15 protein-coding genes are annotated in these 18,828 nt (G+C 55.1%); 4 read left to right on the forward strand and 11 right to left on the reverse strand.

Annotated elements, in window-relative coordinates:
- Position 1 precedes the first annotated feature (1 nt).
- The 5 genes from LJ739_RS09990 to LJ739_RS10010 all read right to left on the reverse strand — a co-directional run bounded on the left by LJ739_RS09990 (position 2) and on the right by LJ739_RS10010 (position 6,278).
- Positions 2–1,018, reverse strand: coding sequence for a M14 family metallopeptidase (locus LJ739_RS09990; RefSeq protein WP_229160052.1), 1,017 nt, complete (start codon positions 1,016–1,018; stop codon positions 2–4).
- The gene (locus LJ739_RS09995) at positions 1,009–2,460 is read right to left on the reverse strand and encodes a glutamate--cysteine ligase family protein (protein ID WP_229160054.1); all 1,452 of its coding nucleotides are present in this window, start codon (positions 2,458–2,460) and stop codon (positions 1,009–1,011) included. Before LJ739_RS09995 ends, LJ739_RS09990 begins: the two co-directional genes overlap by 10 nt.
- 202 nt (positions 2,461–2,662) lie before the next feature.
- Positions 2,663–4,270, reverse strand: coding sequence for an endonuclease (locus LJ739_RS10000; RefSeq protein ID WP_229160056.1), 1,608 nt, complete (start codon positions 4,268–4,270; stop codon positions 2,663–2,665).
- Between the two features lie 114 nt (positions 4,271–4,384).
- Positions 4,385–5,599, reverse strand: a complete 1,215-nt coding sequence (locus tag LJ739_RS10005; RefSeq protein ID WP_229160058.1) for a sensor histidine kinase — start codon at positions 5,597–5,599, stop codon at positions 4,385–4,387.
- A gap of 1 nt (position 5,600) precedes the next feature.
- Positions 5,601–6,278: a response regulator transcription factor gene (locus tag LJ739_RS10010; protein ID WP_229160061.1), complete on the reverse strand. Its 678-nt coding sequence runs from the start codon at positions 6,276–6,278 to the stop codon at positions 5,601–5,603.
- Between the two features lie 238 nt (positions 6,279–6,516).
- On the opposite strand from LJ739_RS10010, the gene LJ739_RS10015 reads away from it, so the two are divergent.
- The gene (locus LJ739_RS10015; RefSeq protein ID WP_229160063.1) at positions 6,517–7,485 is read left to right on the forward strand and encodes a dienelactone hydrolase family protein; all 969 of its coding nucleotides are present in this window, start codon (positions 6,517–6,519) and stop codon (positions 7,483–7,485) included.
- 22 nt (positions 7,486–7,507) lie between these two features.
- The gene (locus LJ739_RS10020; protein ID WP_229160065.1) at positions 7,508–8,020 is read left to right on the forward strand and encodes a YgjV family protein; all 513 of its coding nucleotides are present in this window, start codon (positions 7,508–7,510) and stop codon (positions 8,018–8,020) included.
- Between the two features lie 32 nt (positions 8,021–8,052).
- On the opposite strand, the gene iadA is transcribed toward LJ739_RS10020, so the two are convergent.
- From iadA to LJ739_RS10035, 3 genes are all read right to left on the reverse strand, one after another.
- On the reverse strand, positions 8,053–9,231 hold the full coding sequence (gene iadA, locus LJ739_RS10025; protein ID WP_229160067.1) for a beta-aspartyl-peptidase: 1,179 nt from the start codon (positions 9,229–9,231) through the stop codon (positions 8,053–8,055).
- Positions 9,228–10,709 (reverse strand): putative basic amino acid antiporter YfcC, encoded by a 1,482-nt coding sequence (yfcC, locus tag LJ739_RS10030; protein ID WP_229160069.1) that lies wholly within the window; start codon positions 10,707–10,709, stop codon positions 9,228–9,230. Before yfcC ends, iadA begins: the two co-directional genes overlap by 4 nt.
- Positions 10,710–10,780: 71 nt before the next feature.
- Complete coding sequence (locus LJ739_RS10035) at positions 10,781–13,732, reverse strand: TonB-dependent receptor domain-containing protein (RefSeq protein ID WP_229160071.1); 2,952 nt, start codon at positions 13,730–13,732, stop codon at positions 10,781–10,783.
- 320 nt (positions 13,733–14,052) lie between these two features.
- Here LJ739_RS10035 and LJ739_RS10040 point away from each other — a divergent pair, with 320 nt between their 5' ends.
- Together LJ739_RS10040 and LJ739_RS10045 are read left to right on the forward strand one after the other, a co-directional pair.
- Entirely contained in the window at positions 14,053–15,828 is a 1,776-nt protein-coding gene (locus LJ739_RS10040; RefSeq protein ID WP_229160073.1) for a cyanophycinase, read from the forward strand.
- Positions 15,829–15,927: 99 nt separating this feature from the next.
- Positions 15,928–16,119 (forward strand): hypothetical protein, encoded by a 192-nt coding sequence (locus LJ739_RS10045; RefSeq protein ID WP_229160075.1) that lies wholly within the window; start codon positions 15,928–15,930, stop codon positions 16,117–16,119.
- A gap of 14 nt (positions 16,120–16,133) precedes the next feature.
- Here LJ739_RS10045 and LJ739_RS10050 read toward each other — a convergent pair whose 3' ends face one another.
- The 3 genes from LJ739_RS10050 to hemN all read right to left on the reverse strand — a co-directional run bounded on the left by LJ739_RS10050 (position 16,134) and on the right by hemN (position 18,738).
- Entirely contained in the window at positions 16,134–16,538 is a 405-nt protein-coding gene (locus tag LJ739_RS10050) for a hypothetical protein (protein ID WP_229160077.1), read from the reverse strand.
- Positions 16,531–17,298 (reverse strand): HesA/MoeB/ThiF family protein, encoded by a 768-nt coding sequence (locus tag LJ739_RS10055; protein WP_229160079.1) that lies wholly within the window; start codon positions 17,296–17,298, stop codon positions 16,531–16,533. The genes LJ739_RS10050 and LJ739_RS10055 overlap by 8 nt, the downstream gene beginning before the upstream one ends.
- A gap of 69 nt (positions 17,299–17,367) precedes the next feature.
- Positions 17,368–18,738, reverse strand: coding sequence for an oxygen-independent coproporphyrinogen III oxidase (gene hemN, locus LJ739_RS10060; RefSeq protein ID WP_229160080.1), 1,371 nt, complete (start codon positions 18,736–18,738; stop codon positions 17,368–17,370).
- Positions 18,739–18,828: the final 90 nt, after the last annotated feature.

Below are 18,828 nucleotides of genomic sequence, written 5' to 3' on the forward strand. Positions count from 1 at the left end.
GTCAGGCCGGTACGAAATAACACAAACAATCTGACAAGGCGATGTCAGCACGATTGGTGATCATAAACAGTTTAAGGTCGCGGGTGGGGCGCAATACGCCCTCTGCGGCGCTGAAAAACTGCCCAACGTCCATGTCGCTGCGATCCAGGTGACACAAGTCGTTCAGTTCCTGTCTGTCCAGCCAGGCCAGGGTTTGTCCCGCAGGTGTGATGCCATGGTTAAACCGTTCGATGTCGCGACAAAACGTCATATTGAACCCCGGCTCTCTGCGTTCAGCGTAGGTGATGCGCACGTGGGGTTTGATCTCCAGGCGACGGGGATGGTGCAGCACTTCAAGGGGGCGTTGATGTCGATAAGGTAATCCATTGCTGAGCAGTGAAACGATGCCCTGATAAGCATTTAAATCGGCGTGAGGGTCATTGGCGCCGCCGGCTTCAACGGTGACTATCGGGCAACCCAGCGACTGTTCCATCAACGAACCCAGACGGATGTCGGTGACAATCAACCGTTCAGCGAACACGCTGGCCAAATGTTGGATGTGTGGCGTATTCGCGGTGCTGACACAAAAACCTGGCCCGCTTCCGGAGGTGTTATGCACATCAATGATCCAGCTCGGTTGCGCCTGGCGCAAACAGGAAAGTATGTCCGCTGCGAGCTGCCCTTGCGCATCTTCGATTGGCCCATCAAAGCAGCGATTCAGGTCGCGTGCATTTGGCGGCATGCGATGGGTGTAGCGAGGTTCGGTCCGAGCCGCCTCGACCGAGGCGATGATAACCCGGGTGGTGTGACGCACCGCAATGTTGCTGTGCAATACCTTGTGCAGGGCTTTGAGGCCGGACGGTTCATTACCATGCAACAGTGTGACCATGGCCTGCCACGGACCTGGCTGGGAGCCGAGCAGATCAAAATAACACGGGCCGGGCAGGTGCTCGAGCCAGTCATGATAGGAGTCGCCTAATGGGATCCTTAGCGCTGTCCATTGCCCCTCGACCAGAGGGCTTACCGTGATCACCGCCATGTAGACACCGGTTCACCGCTGCGACAATGGCGCACATAGTCGGTCAGCATCAGTTTCAGGCTTTGTTCGTCGTCAAAGGTTTGGTTGTAACCTGCCAATGTGCGCAATTGCCATTGGGCACCGGTCTGTCCGTTTGCAACACGTTGTTCAATGACCTGCATAAGACGGTCGACCTCACTGCGCACCACCCCAATGCTGCTCAATCCGTCTGCGGCATCGCCCAATAGCGTCTGTACAATGTCCCGCGCCTTGCGGGTTTGGGGGTGATGCTGACCAACCTGTGGCCAGATGAGTTCAGCGTCCAATCCGTGTTGTGCTGCGCGGTAGAAGTTGTACTCGGCATAGTTGAACGGCAGGGCCTGAATGGCCGCATCGATGCGCTGACTGAGGGCGATGGTCAAGCCGATAATGAACGCTGCATTGGCCATCATATCAATGTTGGTGGGGCCGGCGGGCAAGGCACGGTATTCAATCCGCAGGTGGGGGCCGTGCTGGGCATCGAATATCGCCCTGTTCCAGCGCCATATGGTGCCATGATGCAGGTTAAGCTCGGCGAAGTCGTCCCGATCAGACGAGGACAGGTAGGGCAGGATAGGTGGATACAGATTCACACTTTCAGCGAACTGCTCTACCGGGCTGTGACGCATCCAGCCATGCCCGAAACACACCCGTGCCGGATGTCGCCATTCACTCAGGCCTCGGGCACGGTGATCTATCGATTGTTTGAACAATGCGATGCGGGTTTCCTGCCACAAGCGTTTACCGAGAAATAACGGCGAGTTGCCCGCCACGGCAAGGGCAAGCGGGGTGACCAGTTGGGCGGCGTTGTACTGGGCGACAAAGTGTTGTCGGGGGACGCGCAAATGGACCTGAAAAGACGTGTTGGCACCTTCCAGGGTCACCTCATCACTGTGCATATTGATGTAGTCTTCGCCACGAATGTGGATAGCAAAGGGACCCCCCCGCAATACTCTGAGCTCGCGGGTCAGGGCGCGATAACGGGGTTTATCGCTCATAAAGCGGCGTTCAAGGTGTATGGGTTTGAGGGTGGGCAGAATGCCAATCGGCACGATTTGGGTGTTAATGGAGGCTGCATAGTCGCTGATCCGTGTCATGATCGGGGACAATTCGTCCTGCATGGCCTGAAACGGTGTCCCGGTAGCACTGACCGGGCTGAGGTTGTACTCGAGATTGAAGCGATTGAGCTCTTCCTGCAGTTGTGGATGGGCCATGTGGTTAAGGATTTCCTGGTTAACCGGCATCGGTAACAGGTTGTCATCCACCAGGTACATTTCCAGCTCCGCACCCAGTGACACCGTATCGGCCGAGCATTGCGGGTGCTGCATGGCGTCTTCCAATGCAGCCAACTGAGCCTGTAAACGGCCGTTGAACTGCTGTCGTTCTGCTTCGCTGAACGTATCCCTATCAAAATTTTGCCCCATGGCGTGCTCCGATGGTCGTCATACACTTCACGTTACCGCGTCTTGGCATGGGTACCCTTGATGTACATCAAGCTCATTGACCTGATCAGTCAATGTTGTGAAGGTTTTCAATCAGTTAAGACTAGCAGTGAGGAGCAGAAAATGCGCAATCGATGGGCGTATAAAGTGACAACCCGCCGATGCTGGCGGGTTGTCGTACGGATCAGTTGCCCCAGATTTGGGTGACAAATTCCGGGTGGTCTACGAAGGGGTTGCGATTGCCCTGGAAGGTATGCGCGGCATCGTTGCGATCCAACTCCTTCTGACTGACCGGGTCCTGGGCATGCCATTGTTTAAGCAGCGTCAGGAACCAGTTTTCGAACACCTGATCGGAAGAACCATTGAGGACCGCATCGCCATAGCTGCTGTTGTTCTGCCAGCTGCCGATTTGGCTCTGGTAGCGGGTCGCCATGTAGAAGTAGGCGCGCGCCAGATCCCCTTTGTACTCATCGATGGGTTCAAACACGGTACCGGAGTATCCAATACCACTCGCTGCGCTGCCCAGACGTGAGCCATTCATGGACGTAAAAGTGGCGCTGCCGACCAGGCCATAGGGGAAGCTGCTGCGCTTGCTGTTGACGTAGCCGTCGCTGGCGAAGATATGGTGTACGTCTGAATTCATCGGCTCGATGGCACCACCAAACCAGCTACGGGGAAAACTATGTTCACGGTTGTAGCAGTCAGCTTCACTATTATAGGTGCCACATTGATCGCTCACCGCAGTGTACACATACGGGTCACTGCCAATGGGGTTTTCCGAGTAAATGTCCAGAATACTGCCATCCTGCTCAAATGTGGTATCCAGTTCGTGACTGGCATAGAAGGTCCACAGCGCGCCATAGCCCTGGGCCGTGTGATTACCAATGATGGTTGCCAGTTGCGTTTTCAGCGCATAACCGCTGAGTCCCTCGGCACTCTGGTAGTAACTGTCCAGCGGGGGCGTTGACCCACCGCCACCAAGGCTGAATGCCGTGATGTCGGCGCTGGTGAAGCTACCGCCCGAGGCAAGCACGGTACTGCCATGCGTCAGTGAATAGCTGCCGTTGCCATAGCTGCAGCAAATGCCGTCACCGTAGCTGTCCAGTACCGACAATGTATAGTTACCGTCTGCCAGGCACAGAGACTCTTCGACAGTTTGGTTGTTGCCATAACCACTGCCACTGGCAACCACTGCCTGACCATCGTCGATTTGCCAGCTGGTTTCGCTGCCGTAGTCATCGGTGGTCAGGTTGAAGGTCAGCCCGTTGCTGGCACAGCCGCCTGTGCCACCGCCGCCTGTGCCGCCGTTGTGTGGCATGTAGTCATCGACCCACACCAATTCACTGCCATCAAACCCGCTGACATCGTAGAAGCGCAGACCCACTTCAATGCTGCCACTGCTGGCGGGCTGGTAGGTGTAGCTGAGTTGCTGCCATTGATTAAGCAGCGTCGGATCCGAATAGCTCAGGTAGCCATCGACATAAAGGCGCGCTTTGATACCGCCTTCGGTGTGGCGTACCCAGACGCTGAAGGTCTGTGGCTGCCCGGCACTGACACTGACGGTTTGGCGTAAATCGGTATTGCCCTGGGTCGCTGTATTGACCCAAACCTGTGCAGACAGGCTGCCCTGGTATACGGTTGACGCATCCGGTTGCACAGAAATGCCACTGTCGATGGTGGTCCAGCCGTCAGGTTGATTGCCGGTCCAGTCTTCGAAATGGCCGTTTTGGAGGTTGCCGAATGCGGTGTTGCTGAGCAGGGCTGCAGCAAACAAAATAGGGGTTGTTTTCATGAGACGTCTCTTCGTTATTATTGTTATGTGATCAAAAAACCACCAAACAACCCTACGTCACCGGTGTGACAATGTCATGTCATTTCGGTTAAAAAAATAACCTTTTGTTGCTCCTCATCCAGTCATCGTTATCGGGCACACGGTGGCATGAAACTGCTGTTGCTCCCGGTGCGTCAGCAACTGATAATCAAAACGCGCCAGTAACTGTTCGACGATTTGCATGCCCAGACCAAAGCCCGGCGTTGGTGATGCGGGATCAAAGGGGTTGCTGACGATCACGCCCTGTTCGGTGGCGCTAATGCTGATGGTGCCGGGGTTACCGGGGCCACAATTGCAATGGGAAAAGGCATTGGCCAGCAGGTTGCTTAGTACCACCGTTACGACATCGGGCGGTAAGATCAGCGATGTTGTGACCGTGTCCTGTACCTGAACGGACAGGTTTCGCTTTTGGATTTCGTTGTGGTAAGTCTCCAGCACCTGATCCAATTCCGGCTTCAGCGCGGTTGGGTCGGTCCATTGGCTTTGGCTGCTCAGCCACAGGAATGCATTGCTGATGTTCTCCATACGGCGCAACGCTTTGTCCAGCCTGGCGTCGGCTTTGTCACCCTGCTGTGGATAGGTCTGGCGCAGTTCCAGCGCTTGTTTGGCGACGTGCAGCGGGGTGCGTAGTTCATGGCTGATCCCGCGATTGAAGGCCAATTGCTCCGACAACGATTGTTCCCGCTCCGTCCAGGCTTGCTGCAAGGCTTGTATCACGGCGTGCAGATCCTGCTCAGCGATGTCCATCTCCAGTTCATTGACACGACCACTGGTGTGTGGGGCCTTAACCGCATCGACCAGGCGATTAAACGGGGTTAACACATTGCGTGACAGGCGGCGGGCAATCAGTACAGCGATGCCCGCAACCACCAGAAATATCAAGGTGTACACCGTGGCCAGTTCTGGCAGACTGCGATTGACCAGCATTCGTTCGGTTACCCTGAATGCCAACAATGCTGATGTTGTGTCCGGCAGGGGAACCACGCGCAAATGATAGTATTCACTGTCCCGCGCCAGTTCGTAGGTGAGTCGTCCCGGCGTGACAACATCGGCAAAAGGGGATTGTTCGACGTTGCGATAAAACACCATGTCTTGACTGATTTCCTGACCGTTCACGAGTACGGGGTGTGCATTGGTAATGTGGTCAGCCTGGCGGGCCAGTTCATGATCGAAAAAATTGTCTTCCACCACAAACAGACTGACCAGTGACAGTGCGGCAAACACCACCGTCATACCCAACACCAACATCAGCATGGCGCGATGCAGTTTCTGATTAAGGCTCCTGGCCATCTCAGCTCACCTGTTCCAATTGATAGCCAATGCCTTTAACCGTTGCCACCGAGACATTGCTGCCGGCAGTTTGCAGCGCTTTGCGGACACGGTAAATATTGGCTCGCAAGGGATCGCTCTGCGGTGTTTCGTCGGGCCACAGCGCGCGACACAACTGGGCGCTTGATGCGGGTTGCGGTGCCTGGCGGATCAATTCGTTGAGCAGTGCGATCCCGGTGCTGTGGATGGGTAGGGGATTGCCGTTCACAAAGGCGGCGGTTTTGTTGGCATTGACTGACAGGTCGCCAAATTTTCGTTCATCACCGGGCAACTGGCTACGTTGAGACAATACGCTGACCCTTGCCGCCAATTCCGCCATTGAAAAGGGTTTGGTCAGGTAGTCCCACGCACCGTGGGAAAAACCGTCCAGTTTGTCCTGTTCACTGTTATTGGCCGTGATCATCAGTACGGGTACACACGCCAGCGGCGACGACAGTTTGAGGCTCTGGCACACGGACAAACCATCCTGACCAGGCAGGTTTATGTCAAGGATCAGCAAATCATAGCGGTTCTGTTCCAGCAGTTGCAGGGCATGGTCGCCACGGTAGGCAAAATCCAGTGTGTAGCCAAGGGGCTCGAGGGTGTCGGCCAATCCTTCGGCAATATCAATGTCGTCTTCGACGATAAGCACATGGGTCATGTTGTCGTTTGGTTAACCTGTGTTTGTTTTGGTTGGGTGGTGCAAATCCCAATCTTGGGGGATGGGTTTGCCGTGTTGTACCCGTGTCACTATACCTGTGCAGGGTAACCCGAATGTAACCCCGTTTTACATGCCATTTTACCCAGGTTACATGGCGGTTACATGGCGGAGGTTAGACTCTATCACACTGAATTGCCTCATGTATCAGGCAGATTAAACCTTGAAATGGAGTATCGTCATGCAAACCGCCAAACGTGTTTTTTACATTGTTGTTGCCTTTGGATTAGTGCTTGGGGCCTTGTGGTATGGCATTTTCAGCCTTAAAACACAGGTCGTTTCATCCGAGCAACTGGCGCAGCGCTACGGGATGGACAACCGTGTACCGACCTTGCACCTTGAGCCACTGGAAGCGGGGGCTTTCGCGTTGTCTTTTGACAGCTATGATGGGCAGAAAGTCGTCGGACAAATCAGCCTGCCGACCGATGCAACGGGCCCTTATCCGGTCATGTTGGGGCTGCATGCCATGGGACGAAGCTATCCCCGCTGGTGGACTGACAGTCTGCGTGGCAGCCCAACCCTGACCCATGTGAATGACATCACCGAGCACGCCAACCGGCTGGGCTATGCCGTGATTGCTTTGGACGCCCGCTATCACGGTGAGCGCAAGGATCCTGACATGGATTTGTTTAAAATCATGCGCAACCTGCACCTGTGGGGGGATCGCGCCGCGTACGAGGACATGATCGTGGGAACTGTCAAAGACTACCGCTTGCTGATCAATGCGCTGGCGGTTGATCCACGGTTCGACCTGGGTCACCTGGTGGCGACCGGCTACAGTATGGGGGCGCAGATGAGTTTACTGTTGGCGGGTCATGACCCACGCATCACCGGTGTTGTGTCGATTGTACCGCCTTATCTGGATGACACCATGGCCGTGGTTGCGCCTAAAAACGCGGTTGCTAAGATTCAGCAGGCCAAGGTACTGATGATCGTCGCGGATGATGACGAGCACGCTGACGTTGAGGATAGCCGCGCGGTATTTGAGGCCATTCCTGGTCGCCACAATCGGTTTCATGTGGCCACTGGGGGACACATTCTGCCTGACAATTACGTGCAAACGGTTGCCGATTGGCTGCAGCAACAACGCTTGAATTTATCCCCCCTGGCCGGTCATCATGAGGGGGCGGCGTCGAACGGCGCTGACTGATTGAGGGAGTGTGAACTGAGCAATGAATGTGGCCGCAGAAGCGCTGGCAGGGCTGGCAGTATTACTCAATTTTGTCGGTTATCGACAACCGACCGTAAACCGCTACCGCGCCGTGTCGGCGCTGGCCCTGATGTGCCTGGGCAGCCACTTCCTGTTGATTGATGCCATGGCGGCAGGGGTGGCGTGCTGGCTGGCTGCCCTGCGCAACCTGGTTGCCTTACGCACCCAGCATGTCAGTGTCGTATGGGGGTTTGTTGCCCTGAATCTGGGTTTCTTCGCCTATGAATGGTGGTGGCTGGCCCATGGTCCACTGATTTTTGTTGCTTATGCATCGGCCCTGATCTTCACTGTGGGTTCCATTGTGCTGACCCAGGCGGATGCCATACGCCGCTGGTTTATTCTCGCCGAAGGGCTGGGGTTAGTGTATGCCGTCGCGGTAGGGTCGGTGTTTGGTACGGTGTTCAACCTGAGCAATCTGGCGAGCATATTTATCAAACTCTATCAACAGCGCCAAGCGCATAAAAAAGGGGGCTAACGCCCCCAATAAACGCACCAACAGGAAAGGGGTCAAAGGGTCTCAAAGGTGCCACGGCGCAGGGCCTGTCCATTGCGCACCAGGCACTTGCCGCGGGCGAAAACACTGTCAATTGCCAGCGTGTCGGGATTGACCAGCAACACATCGGCATCGGCGTCTACCGTTATCTGGCCTTTTGAAGCCAGTTTCAGGTGTCGGGCAGGGGAGGTGCTGACCACCTGAATGGCGGTTTCTATCGCCACATCATGTTGTTGCACCAGCTCTGTAAACGCGTCGTACAGGCTGGCAGTACGGCCGACTTCCAAACCGATAAGTTCACCGTGTTGATCAAACACCGGCAGACTGGCATTGCCGTCCGAACTCATGCTCAACTGGCGCACGTCGACGCCCTTGGCGAGGCATTGGGCGATGGCTGCAGCGGCGGGAATTTCTCCCTCTGCAATGAAGGCTTCGTTGGTACTGGTGGTCATGTCAATCAGTCCACCCCGGCGACACCAGACAATCCCCGCATCCAGCAAGGTCTGGTTACGGTTAATGTGGGTAGGATAGAATTGGCTTGGCGGCAGTTCACTGTTATCCACCACCTCGTGCAATAACTGCAATCTGCTGTCGCCGTCACCGACGTGAATACTGACCATACCGGATTTTCCGGCCAACATGCCGCCAACCCTGGCTTGCGACGCCGCGCGGGCCAGTTCAGCAGCCGACAGCTGGGCGCCGCGATGATCAGCAATGGCAATTTCACCAATACCAATGCATTTGTCGATCAACACCAGATCATCGGTAATACTGCCGCTGAAAGTGCATGCCGGAAGATGGTATGAACCCGCATAGCAGTAAGTGCTGAGACCTTCGTTGTCCAACCCTCTGGCCTTAGCCAGCAGGTCTGGCAGGCTACGGGTGGTGGCATCGGTGCCCAGCGCACCTATCAGGGTGGTGACACCGCCCAGGGTTGCTTCACTCAGATGCATTTCGGGGGTACGGGTATGAAACCCTCCTTCGCCGCCACCGCCGGCAAAGTGCACCAGGCTATCAACCAGGCCGGGTAACAGCAGAAAATTCGTGGCGTCGACAATCTGCACAGGCTCGCCGTGGAGATCAATGCTGGGGCCGATAGCGGCAATGCGGCTGCCGGCAATCAGAACATCCTGTACGCCCAGCGGTTGTGGGGCAAAGACCTGTGCCCCGCGGATCAGCGTAATACTCATCATTGTAATCCTGTTGAAACGGCCACCCACATGGTGACCATAGCGCTGATAAACAGCAGGGCAAATAACTTCCAGGCGAACCGGATCCAAATCGACCAGTCCAGTCGGGCGACCCCAAGGCATCCAATCAATGACGCTGAGGTTGGGATCACGATGTTGCTCAGGCCGTCGCCCAACTGAAAGGCGAGGATAGCAACCTGACGGGAAACACCGACCAGATCCGACAATGGCGCCATCAGTGGCATGGTGATGGCGGCCTGTCCTGAGCCGGAGGCGACAAAGAAATTAAACACCGACTGGAACACCAGCATCAGTGAAGCACTGGCCATCGCACCGGCACCGTCCATCATACTGCTGGCATGGTGCAGCAATGTATTGAGCACGGAGGGCGTGGCTGCGTCGGTGCCGCCAAGGATCAAGATGATCCCTTTGGCCATGCCAACAATCAGGGCAGCCGGGAGCAGCTCTTTGGCACCTTGTTGGAATGCTTCGGAACAGCCGTTTAACGTCAGTCTTTTGCCCAGACAGGCCAGCGCCCCGCACAGGATGCCGACAGTGAAAAACTGACTGGCGATTTGTGGAATATAGTATTGATGCACGGTGACGCCCCAGATCACCCAACCGATCCCCGCGGCAAAGGTCAGCAAAATCGCGCTGTCCAACGCTGTGAAGGCAGGCTTGATGGCCTGTTGTTGTTGGCGGAAGTGGGCATCGCTGGCATGGCTCAGAGACTGCTGTGGCTGACGGCGTATCTGCGCCGCGTAGCGCAGGGTGTAAGCCAGTCCCAATGCGGTAAACACAGCCCAAGTTACTGCACGGAAACCCTGCCCGGAAAATAGCGGAACATCGGCAATACCCTGTGCAATAGCGACTGAAAAAGGGTTCATCCATGAGGTGGCAAAACCGATCTGGGTGGCCACATAGGTGATCAAGACTGCGGTAATGCTGTCATAACCCAATGCGATCACCACCGGTACCAGCACGATACAAAACGCGATGGCTTCTTCACCCATACCGAAAACCGCGCCGCCGAGTGAAAACAGCACAAACATCAGCGGCAGGATCACCGCATCGGCTTTTTGGGTGCGTTGGATCAACGCCAGTATGCCATTGTGGACTGCACCGGTTTTCATCACGATGCCAAAGGCACCGCCGACAATCAGGATGAAGGCAATCACACCAACCGCGGAGCCCCATTTATCCCCCGATACCAGGCCCTCGAAGGCATAGTTGAGCATACCGGTCGAGCCATCATCGGCAAACACCGGGGCGCCGGGGGCGTCTGTCTCTGCATAACTAAAACTGCCGGGGACCAATTGCTGGCGACTGATGCTGGTGTCGCCCTGGGTCGACGTGACAGTCTGGACGTCGAACTGACCGGCAGGGACCCAATAGGTTAGCGCCGTAGCCAGCAGGATCACAAAAAACAGAATGACAAAAGCATCAGGGATCCGGCTGGGGGCCGGATTGCTGTGGTTCATAGACGTTCTCGCTCAAAAAAGAAGGACTGCCCACTCCAGCATGGAGTGGGCGCTTTACCTTGTCAAAGAGATCACTCGAAAGAGTAGGTAAAGGTGGCGGAAACGTATGTACCGTTAGCGTCGTGATTGTAGGCATCGAATCCCCGTGCGCTGCCGTATACCAGCGGAGGATCCCGATCCAGCAGATTATCAATGGTCACACGCACAGCGGCCTTATCCCAGAAGTAACCGGCACTGGCGCGCAGTGTGGTCCAACTGCTGACGTCCCGTTGGCCATCGCTGTCCAGCGCTCCCATGGCGTCGAGTTCATCGAACTCCCGACCGCGCAGGCGATCAATTTCGTCGGCATAGCCGCTGGTGTACAGCGCCGTCAGTCCCACATAGTAGTCATCGGTGTCCCAGAATACACTGGCGTTGGCGATGTCTTTGGGATAGCGGAACTGGCCGGCCAATTCTTCAATCTCATTCAATCCCGGCACATTGCGTTCAAAGGAAACGTAGTGGGTGCCACTGAGGGTCAGGGTCAGATCGCTGGCTGCCAGTTCGAAGCGGTGTTCGAGGTGATAATCGATCCCCCGGACTTCCTGCTGACCAGGGTTTTCCAGTTGCAGGACGTGGTCGCGGTACAAGTCAAAGCGGTTGTCGCCTGCCTCGACGTTGCCATCATCATCCAGGCGCCCGTAGTCCAGCGCGTATTGATCCCGGATCTCGACCAGGTTGACGCCATCATCCAACAGGGTCAGGCCGTTGGCATCGGTGTAATCACAAGTGGCCTCGTCAAATGAGATCCCCAGTGCCCCTTCCGGTACCAGACCACAATGGCGCAAACTGGCATCATCCAGGGCTCGGATCATTACCGCGGTCATGTCCGTATCGACGATGTCGTCATGATCAAACGCCCAGTAATCCACTGTAATGGTGGTATTTTTGGTGGGGCTATAGCCAAAGCCGACACTGATGGATTCAGATTCTTCCGGCTTAAGGGCGGGGTTACCCAGCTCCAAGACGTTGTTACCAAACACGCCGCCGCTACCGCCGCAGAACAGATCATTGATGGTCTGATCGCTGGTACAGTCATAACTGGCGGTGGTGGTACGCAACTGCACCCCTGCCTGGGTCAAAGATGGTGCCCGGAAAGACGTTGCCCATGAAGCGCGCAACACCAAATCGTCGCTGGGACGGTAGGTCAGGGCAACTTTCGGGTTGAAGGTGTCACCGAAATCATCGTAATCATCATAACGGCCGGCGAGCTGCAGCTGTAGCTGGTCACTGAGGGGCACAAACACTTCCCCGAACACGCCCCATTGCTGGCGCTTGGCTTCAGACAGGCTGGAACCGAAACCAAACACGTCGACCAGGTAGTCATTTTCGAACCGGGCGCGGGCATTGAGAGAGGGCACGTCGGTGATTTCCTCTCGGCGCACTTCGGCACCAACCGCCGCTTTGACCATCTCGCCATTGAACTCGAACCAGTCGCCGCTGGCGCGAATGTCCCAACCGTACACGGTGCTTTCGCCTTCACGGGTCGGCACTTCCTGAGTTAATGCCAGCAGGGCATCATTCTGTGCATCGCCCTGTAAAAATGGGTTGTACATTGCCAATGGATCGCCGCTGTTACAGGTCAGGGCATCGGTCGTTGTGTTGTAGTCGGCAATGCTACCGTCGGCGCACAGCTCTCCGGCAATGGCTGCATGGTATTTATAGCGATTGTAAATGCCCTGGGTGGCACGTTGGCTGGACTCTGAGCGCGACAGGGTGATGGCGGTTTGCCAATCCCAGTCCCGATAAACGCCGGACAGGCCGGTAACCAGGCGCACGTTGTCGGTTTCTATTTCAACCGTACGTGGGGTGGCAAATCGGGCGTCAAACTGAAAGCCATACAGGGTGCGACCAGCAGGGGTGGTGAACGGGTCGATGTACAGATTGTCCAGCAGCGGATCGCGTATTTCAGCGGGGTAAATGTCCAATGAAAATTCGTGGGTAAACGGCCCTTCGCTGTCATCAATCTGGTTGATCGGAGCCGGTGTTGAGTAGGCTACCGCATCGCTGGTGGAATAAAACAGGTCAGTTTGCCAGGTGATGTCGCCGATATCGCGGGTGTACGACAAGCCTGCAGACAGATTTTCGGTCGGTGTTTGCAGGTAGTCGTGCTGATAGCCGTAGTAGGGACAGATGGTTTCGCCATATTCGGTTTCTACCAATGGGCTCTGGCAATCCGGGCTGGGGCGCTCAAGACCGTCCCGGTCTGAATAGTAGTAAATATTCGGTGTGCCAGCGGGCAGATAGGAGTAACTGTTGACCAACGTACGTCCGGGCAGGTACGCGCGATCGGTGGCTTTAAAGGCGTTACGGTCAAAGTAGTCAGCGAACAGCATCAGATGCCCATCTGCCACTTCACCGCCCCACAAGGCGTTGATTGACCACTTCCCTTCGTCTGAACTGGCGGTGGAGTTGCCATAGCTCAGGTTGATTTCGGCACCGTCATAATCATCTTTGAGGATGTAGTTGATGACACCCGCCACCGCATCCGCACCGTAGGTTGCCGATGCACCGGTAGCCAGAATTTCAACCCGTTCAATGGCGGCCAGGGGAATGCTGTTGATGTCGACAAAGTTCTGCGTTCCGGCGGCAAATGAGCTGGCGGCTATACGGCGGCCATTGATCAGGGTCAGGGTCGACGCGGGGCCCATACCTCGCAGGGAGGCGGCGGCCTGACCGGCGGGTGTTGAGGTCGAGGTGGCACCTGACTGTGCGGTGTCAAAGGAGCTGGTGCCACCGCGGGTCTGGGATACTGTGCTCATCAACTCCGCCAGTGTGCTGGCTCCACTACGGCTGATGGACTCAGCATCGAGTATGGTCAGTGGCTGGGCACCTTCAAGGTCGACACCTTTGATGTAGGTGCCGGTGACGTCGATCACTTCGACGGATTGTTCTTCAGCGGTTTGAGCTTGGGCCATGACGGCAGCAGGAAGTACGCCGACGCACAGGGCGACAGCAGACGCAATTTGGGTCAGTTTCATCATGATTTCCTTCGTCCCCTGCACAGCAGAAAGACATTTTTTATAGTTTTTTCAGAAGGTTATGTCGTTGCGTCGTCAATAGAACGGGCAACAAATCCATAGGTGCAGCGCTGTTGACTGCAGAACAGACGAAGGAAGGTCTATTCGTCGAACCACTCCGACAAATAGAAATTTTGATAGCGATAGTTGGCCAGGTTGGCCGCCTTCTTAATCATGGTAAATATGCAAAAACCGTGTTGGTTGAAAAATCGTGTCTTTTCGTTGACACCCAAAAATGATTAACACTAGGGTAAAAAAAAGTCAACAATTCTGAGTTTTCCCGCATGGATAAAAAAAGTTCCACCACCTCGACAAAAGATCGTCTGCGAACGATTTCATCAACTTTCAGCAAGATGATTTTTATTTCATGTTTTACAGTAAGTTACAATTCTTACGCACAGGGAACGAGTCAGCGCTTTGATCTTTTGCTGGCCGGTGGCGGGTTAAAAACCTGCGCCAGTCTTGGGCCTCAAAATTGCAAAAATGCCGATCTGTTCATCGATGCCAAAGAGAAGATAGTTTACCGGATTGATCAGCGTGGGCTCGAGCGTTTACACAAAAACAGCCAATTCTGGCCTGAATTTAAGCCGCAATTCCAACGTTTGTATGCAGAATTGAAGCATACTTATGCAAGTGATGGCGACCGTGAACTGGATCGTTCAGCGCTGAAATCTGTGTTAGAAGATACCAAAACGCCTTTTTCATCCTTGCCTGATCCGGTTTATTTTGCGCTGCTTGATTCCCTCGAAGTCCCCTTATTGACCGCAGATAACCAACGTCGACGGGAGCAGGTCAGCCTGAAACAGACCACCAATCTCTCCAGCGTGGCCATTTATCAGACCTTCGTGCAGCAAGCCGCGATGCGGGTTGAAGAGGGACACAAACCCAGGGTTGCGGTTGTGACGGCGTCTTCGCGGGATCCCTTTGAAGTGGCGGATTTTTACATTGAGGTTTTTCGTCAGGCGGGGGCTGAAGTGGTGTGGTTACCATTGGACAATGCTTTGCGTCAGGCGTTGGATCGTGAGGCCCAGGGGCTCAATGGCTGCGCCGCACTTGAGCAATTGCATGCCCGCGCCCTGCGTTTTGATCGCCAGCGAATTTACCCTCAGCGCTGGGCAGCCCAGCAAGCGCTGTGTCAGTCACCCCAATCTCTGCTCGACACCCTCGCTTCGGTGCAGGGGATTTTTTTCAACGGCGGCGATCAAAGCCTGACTCTGGCTGCGCTGATGAATGGGCAGGGCGGTGACAGCCCCACACTGTCTTTGATCCGGCAGCGTATGGCCAGACACGAGCTGATTGTGGGCGGTACCAGTGCCGGTACGGCTGTGCAGGCCGGCGGCGTCAATCAACAACGGCCGATCCCGATGCTGACCAATGGCCACAGTCGAAACGCGCTGCGCCGAGGGATCCTGGCACTTTCTGCTCCCAGTCAACGTTGCAGTCAGCAACCCTGTGCCAGTGGTGTCCTTGCCGATGACATTACAATAAGGGGCAGTGGTGGCACGGGCTTATTTGATGTTGGTTTACTGGATACCCACTTTTCCGAGCGCGATCGAGAAGCGCGTCTGGCAATGGCGGTGATTGATGCCGGGCAACGCTGGGGGTTCGGCGTGGATGAGACAACGGCACTGTTGGTCGCCTATCAGCCGGAGAGTGTCCGCATGCATGTGGTGGGTCAAAGCGGTGTGTTTGCCGTTGATGGCTTGGACAGTGTGCACCAGCATTCCCGTAGCGGAGAAAAGCAGGATGTTGTGATCGGAGCACTCGCCCATTACTGGCCATCGGGCACCACCATCGAACTGGATAAAGACAGCAATGCCCATATCATCTGGCCTAAAGCAAGTACCCACTTACCGGGTAAACCCGTCTCTGACTTACCGGGCCGTTGGCGCCAGGCGACAACATCCGCCTGTGGGGATAAAAAGCCCCTTCAATGGCAACAATATGGTTATCAGTTCGCGTTACAAGGAAGCGATAAAACGCAATATTATCAAGAGGATAAAGCAAGCTATTGCGGATATGCAGAATGGCCTTTCGTGATCCGCTGGGTCTGTGGATGATCAAAAAATACACAACAGTATTGCCAACCGAAAAGACCCCTGTCATAGTGACAGCCGGTGTATTTTTGACCGGCAAATGTCGGTCGCGGAGAAAAGGTTATGGACTCACAACAATTGAAACCCGGCATGTTGGTCAGTTTTCATCAGGACCCTGTTGAAGTACTGGAAGTCGATTCAACGGCAGGGCGTGTACAGGTTCGCCGCACCCTTGATGGACTGCACTTTACCGCCAATTGTCTGGATTTGTATGAAGATCCGCAGTTGCATACTGACTGCCAGACCTACTATTGAATATGCCTTGCCCCCTATTCAGGGGGCAAGCGCTGTGCTTTACGCAAATTTGCCCACAACCATCCTTCCGCCGCGGGCAATGTCTCAAAAAACCGATACGACAGCCCACATTGTTGATGGATATCCGCCCAGAAGGCCGTGACGTCGGCGCTGAACCTGACGTTACTGAGCAGTATTGCCGAGGCGACCAGCCCACCGGAAACCGCATCTTTAATTCCTTCAAGCAACAATGGAATGCTTTGCTCGGGAAGTTGCTCGACCTGATCAAGTTGCAACACACTTACCCAGGGCGCGCCGCGCAATTGGTCCCGCAGCGGTTGGACCTTATTGTGATATTGCAGTACGTCGTCGATTGACAGTGGACCCTGCGCGCGTATGCGCAGAAAGCGGCCGTCGAGGGTGGCGGTAATTTTATCCATTGGCCCACTCCTTGGTCTGACAAACCGGACAGTCCGGTTGTTGAGCAAACGCAAGTTCTCGCCATTGCAGGTTTTTGCCATCCAGACAGTGCAGGCGTCCAGTGAAGGCATCCGCACCGTTTAGCAACACCATTAATGCCAGTTGTGCCTGCAGTGCGCCTATGGCGCCAATCATCGGCGACATGACACCCCGTTCAACACAACTCTCCTGTTCTGTGGCAGGCTGTGAATACAGACACTGGTAGCACGGGCCCGCTGACGGTGACACCACACACAATTGTCCTTCGGCGCGAATGGCGGCGGCACTGATCAGCGCAACACCGTTGTGATAGCAGCTGCGGTTGATGGCCTGACGGGTTTGCAGGTTGTCAGTGCAATCAAGCACCAGATCAACGTCTTGCAGGCGTATTGCGGATGACGCCTCATCAAACCGCTGGGTATGGCAGGTGACTGTTGTATCCGGGTTCAGCGCGCTCAGGCGTCGAGCGGCGACGGTGACCTTGTGTTGGCCAACATCGTTGTCACTAAACAGGACCTGACGAGGCAGGTTGTGTACTTCAACCCGGTCATCATCCATCAGTGTCAGATGGCCTATGCCACTGCTGGCCAGGTATTGGCTGCTGGCACACCCAAGACCGCCCAGACCAATGATCAGGACTCGCGCGTTGAGCCAGGTTTCCTGACCCTCCAGATCCACAAACGGCAACACGATGTGGCGGTTATAGCGCATGGCCGATGACGATGTTAGCGTTGACGACATGGGTATGGTTGGCCTGTTGGTGTTTTTGTCATGCTACCTAAGGAGCCCACTTTGGGGCAACTTTATTGCTTATATGACCTGTGAAAAGCGCTTGGCTTTGAGCGGATCCGACAAGTAGGCATCAAACAGCATACAGATACGCCGCACCAGCAGTCGGGCGCGGGGCTGTATCACCACATGCCAGCCGTCTTTTTCCACCAGCGCGTCATCCACAAAGGGTTGCAGTGCCTCCAGCTCGGCGCTGAAGTAATCATCAAAATTGATGTCGAAGCGCTGGTTCACCACCGCTTTGTTGACGTGCAGGTTGCACATTAATTCCCGAATGACAAAACCGCGAATGGTATCGTCCTGGGTTAGCTTCAGGCCTTTGCACAGCCCATGACCACTGTCGTTCACTTGTTGATAGTAGTCCTTCAGCTGTTTGTGATTCTGACTGAAGCAATCATTGACGTGACTGATGGAAGAGACCCCCAGACCGAGCAAATCTGCTTCGTACAATGTGGTGTAACCCTGGAAATTGCGCTGCAGACGGCCCTGTCCCTGAGCGATCGCCAGTTCATCATCGGGCTTGGCAAAGTGATCCATACCGATCATCACATAGCCGGCATCGGTCAGTGTTTGCATCGCCAGTCGCATCAATTCAAGCTTTTGGCCTGGCCCTGGCAGGTGCTGTTCGGGAATTTTGCGCTGCGCGGCAAAACGTTGCGGCAGGTGCGCGTAACTGAACAAGGAGATGCGTGCCACGTCCATCGCCAGGGCGTCACTCAGTGTGCGCCCAAACGTCTGTTCGGTCTGAAACGGCAGGCCGTAGATCAGGTCCAGATTGACCCCCGCCATGCCAACCTGTTTGGCTCGCGCAACCAAACCGGCAATGTGTTCGGTTGACTGGGTGCGGTTGATGGCTTGCTGGACCCGGTCGTCGGTGTCCTGAACACCGATACTGATGCGATTGAATCCCATCTCGGCCAGGGCATCGATCCGCTGTGTGGCAAATTGGCGCGGATCGATCTCAATGCTGATTTCAACATCATCGCTAAACCGGAAATGGTGACGCAGTACCTTAAGTAAGTTATGTAATTGTTCATCCTGCAGAAACGTGGGCGTGCCGCCGCCAAGGTGGATTTGGATCACCCGATGATCCTTAAAGCCCTGACTGCGCACATGAATTTCCTGGATCAGGTGGTCCAGATAACGTTCGGCTTTGTCCTGATGACGGGTGACCACTTTATTGCAGGCGCAGTAGTAACATAAGCTGTGGCAAAACGGCACATGGATGTACAGCGATAAATCCTGGTTGGGTGAGGTGCGACAGGCATTGAGAAAATCATCATGATAGAAGTCCTGATGAAACTCCAAGGCGGTCGGATAAGACGTATAGCGCGGCCCCGGGCGGTCAAATTTGTCCAGTACCGATGGCTCAAACAAATGCTTCAGATTCATGTCATGGTCGTTCGGCAAATTACAATGGCGCCAGTGTAACGACGATTGGGCCAGCCTTTATTGATCGAGCGCAAGGTTTTATCGGGCACA

The sequence above is a fragment of the Fluctibacter halophilus genome (assembly GCF_020687825.1).
In the GTDB taxonomy this organism is placed as follows: domain Bacteria; phylum Pseudomonadota; class Gammaproteobacteria; order Enterobacterales; family Alteromonadaceae; genus Fluctibacter; species Fluctibacter halophilus.

What these genes read in the sequence shown, in the direction of transcription:
- LJ739_RS09990 (WP_229160052.1), bottom strand. Translation starts at nt 1,018, where the DNA reads ATGGCGGTGATCACGGTAAGCCCTCTGGTCGAGGGGCAATGGACAGCG.
- LJ739_RS09995 (WP_229160054.1), bottom strand. Translation starts at nt 2,460, where the DNA reads ATGGGGCAAAATTTTGATAGGGATACGTTCAGCGAAGCAGAACGACAG.
- LJ739_RS10000 (WP_229160056.1), bottom strand. Translation starts at nt 4,270, where the DNA reads ATGAAAACAACCCCTATTTTGTTTGCTGCAGCCCTGCTCAGCAACACC.
- LJ739_RS10005 (WP_229160058.1), bottom strand. Translation starts at nt 5,599, where the DNA reads ATGGCCAGGAGCCTTAATCAGAAACTGCATCGCGCCATGCTGATGTTG.
- LJ739_RS10010 (WP_229160061.1), bottom strand. Translation starts at nt 6,278, where the DNA reads ATGACCCATGTGCTTATCGTCGAAGACGACATTGATATTGCCGAAGGA.
- LJ739_RS10015 (WP_229160063.1), top strand. Translation starts at nt 6,517, where the DNA reads ATGCAAACCGCCAAACGTGTTTTTTACATTGTTGTTGCCTTTGGATTA.
- LJ739_RS10020 (WP_229160065.1), top strand. Translation starts at nt 7,508, where the DNA reads ATGAATGTGGCCGCAGAAGCGCTGGCAGGGCTGGCAGTATTACTCAAT.
- iadA (WP_229160067.1), bottom strand. Translation starts at nt 9,231, where the DNA reads ATGATGAGTATTACGCTGATCCGCGGGGCACAGGTCTTTGCCCCACAA.
- yfcC (WP_229160069.1), bottom strand. Translation starts at nt 10,709, where the DNA reads ATGAACCACAGCAATCCGGCCCCCAGCCGGATCCCTGATGCTTTTGTC.
- LJ739_RS10035 (WP_229160071.1), bottom strand. Translation starts at nt 13,732, where the DNA reads ATGATGAAACTGACCCAAATTGCGTCTGCTGTCGCCCTGTGCGTCGGC.
- LJ739_RS10040 (WP_229160073.1), top strand. Translation starts at nt 14,053, where the DNA reads ATGGATAAAAAAAGTTCCACCACCTCGACAAAAGATCGTCTGCGAACG.
- LJ739_RS10045 (WP_229160075.1), top strand. Translation starts at nt 15,928, where the DNA reads ATGGACTCACAACAATTGAAACCCGGCATGTTGGTCAGTTTTCATCAG.
- LJ739_RS10050 (WP_229160077.1), bottom strand. Translation starts at nt 16,538, where the DNA reads ATGGATAAAATTACCGCCACCCTCGACGGCCGCTTTCTGCGCATACGC.
- LJ739_RS10055 (WP_229160079.1), bottom strand. Translation starts at nt 17,298, where the DNA reads ATGTCGTCAACGCTAACATCGTCATCGGCCATGCGCTATAACCGCCAC.
- hemN (WP_229160080.1), bottom strand. Translation starts at nt 18,738, where the DNA reads ATGAATCTGAAGCATTTGTTTGAGCCATCGGTACTGGACAAATTTGAC.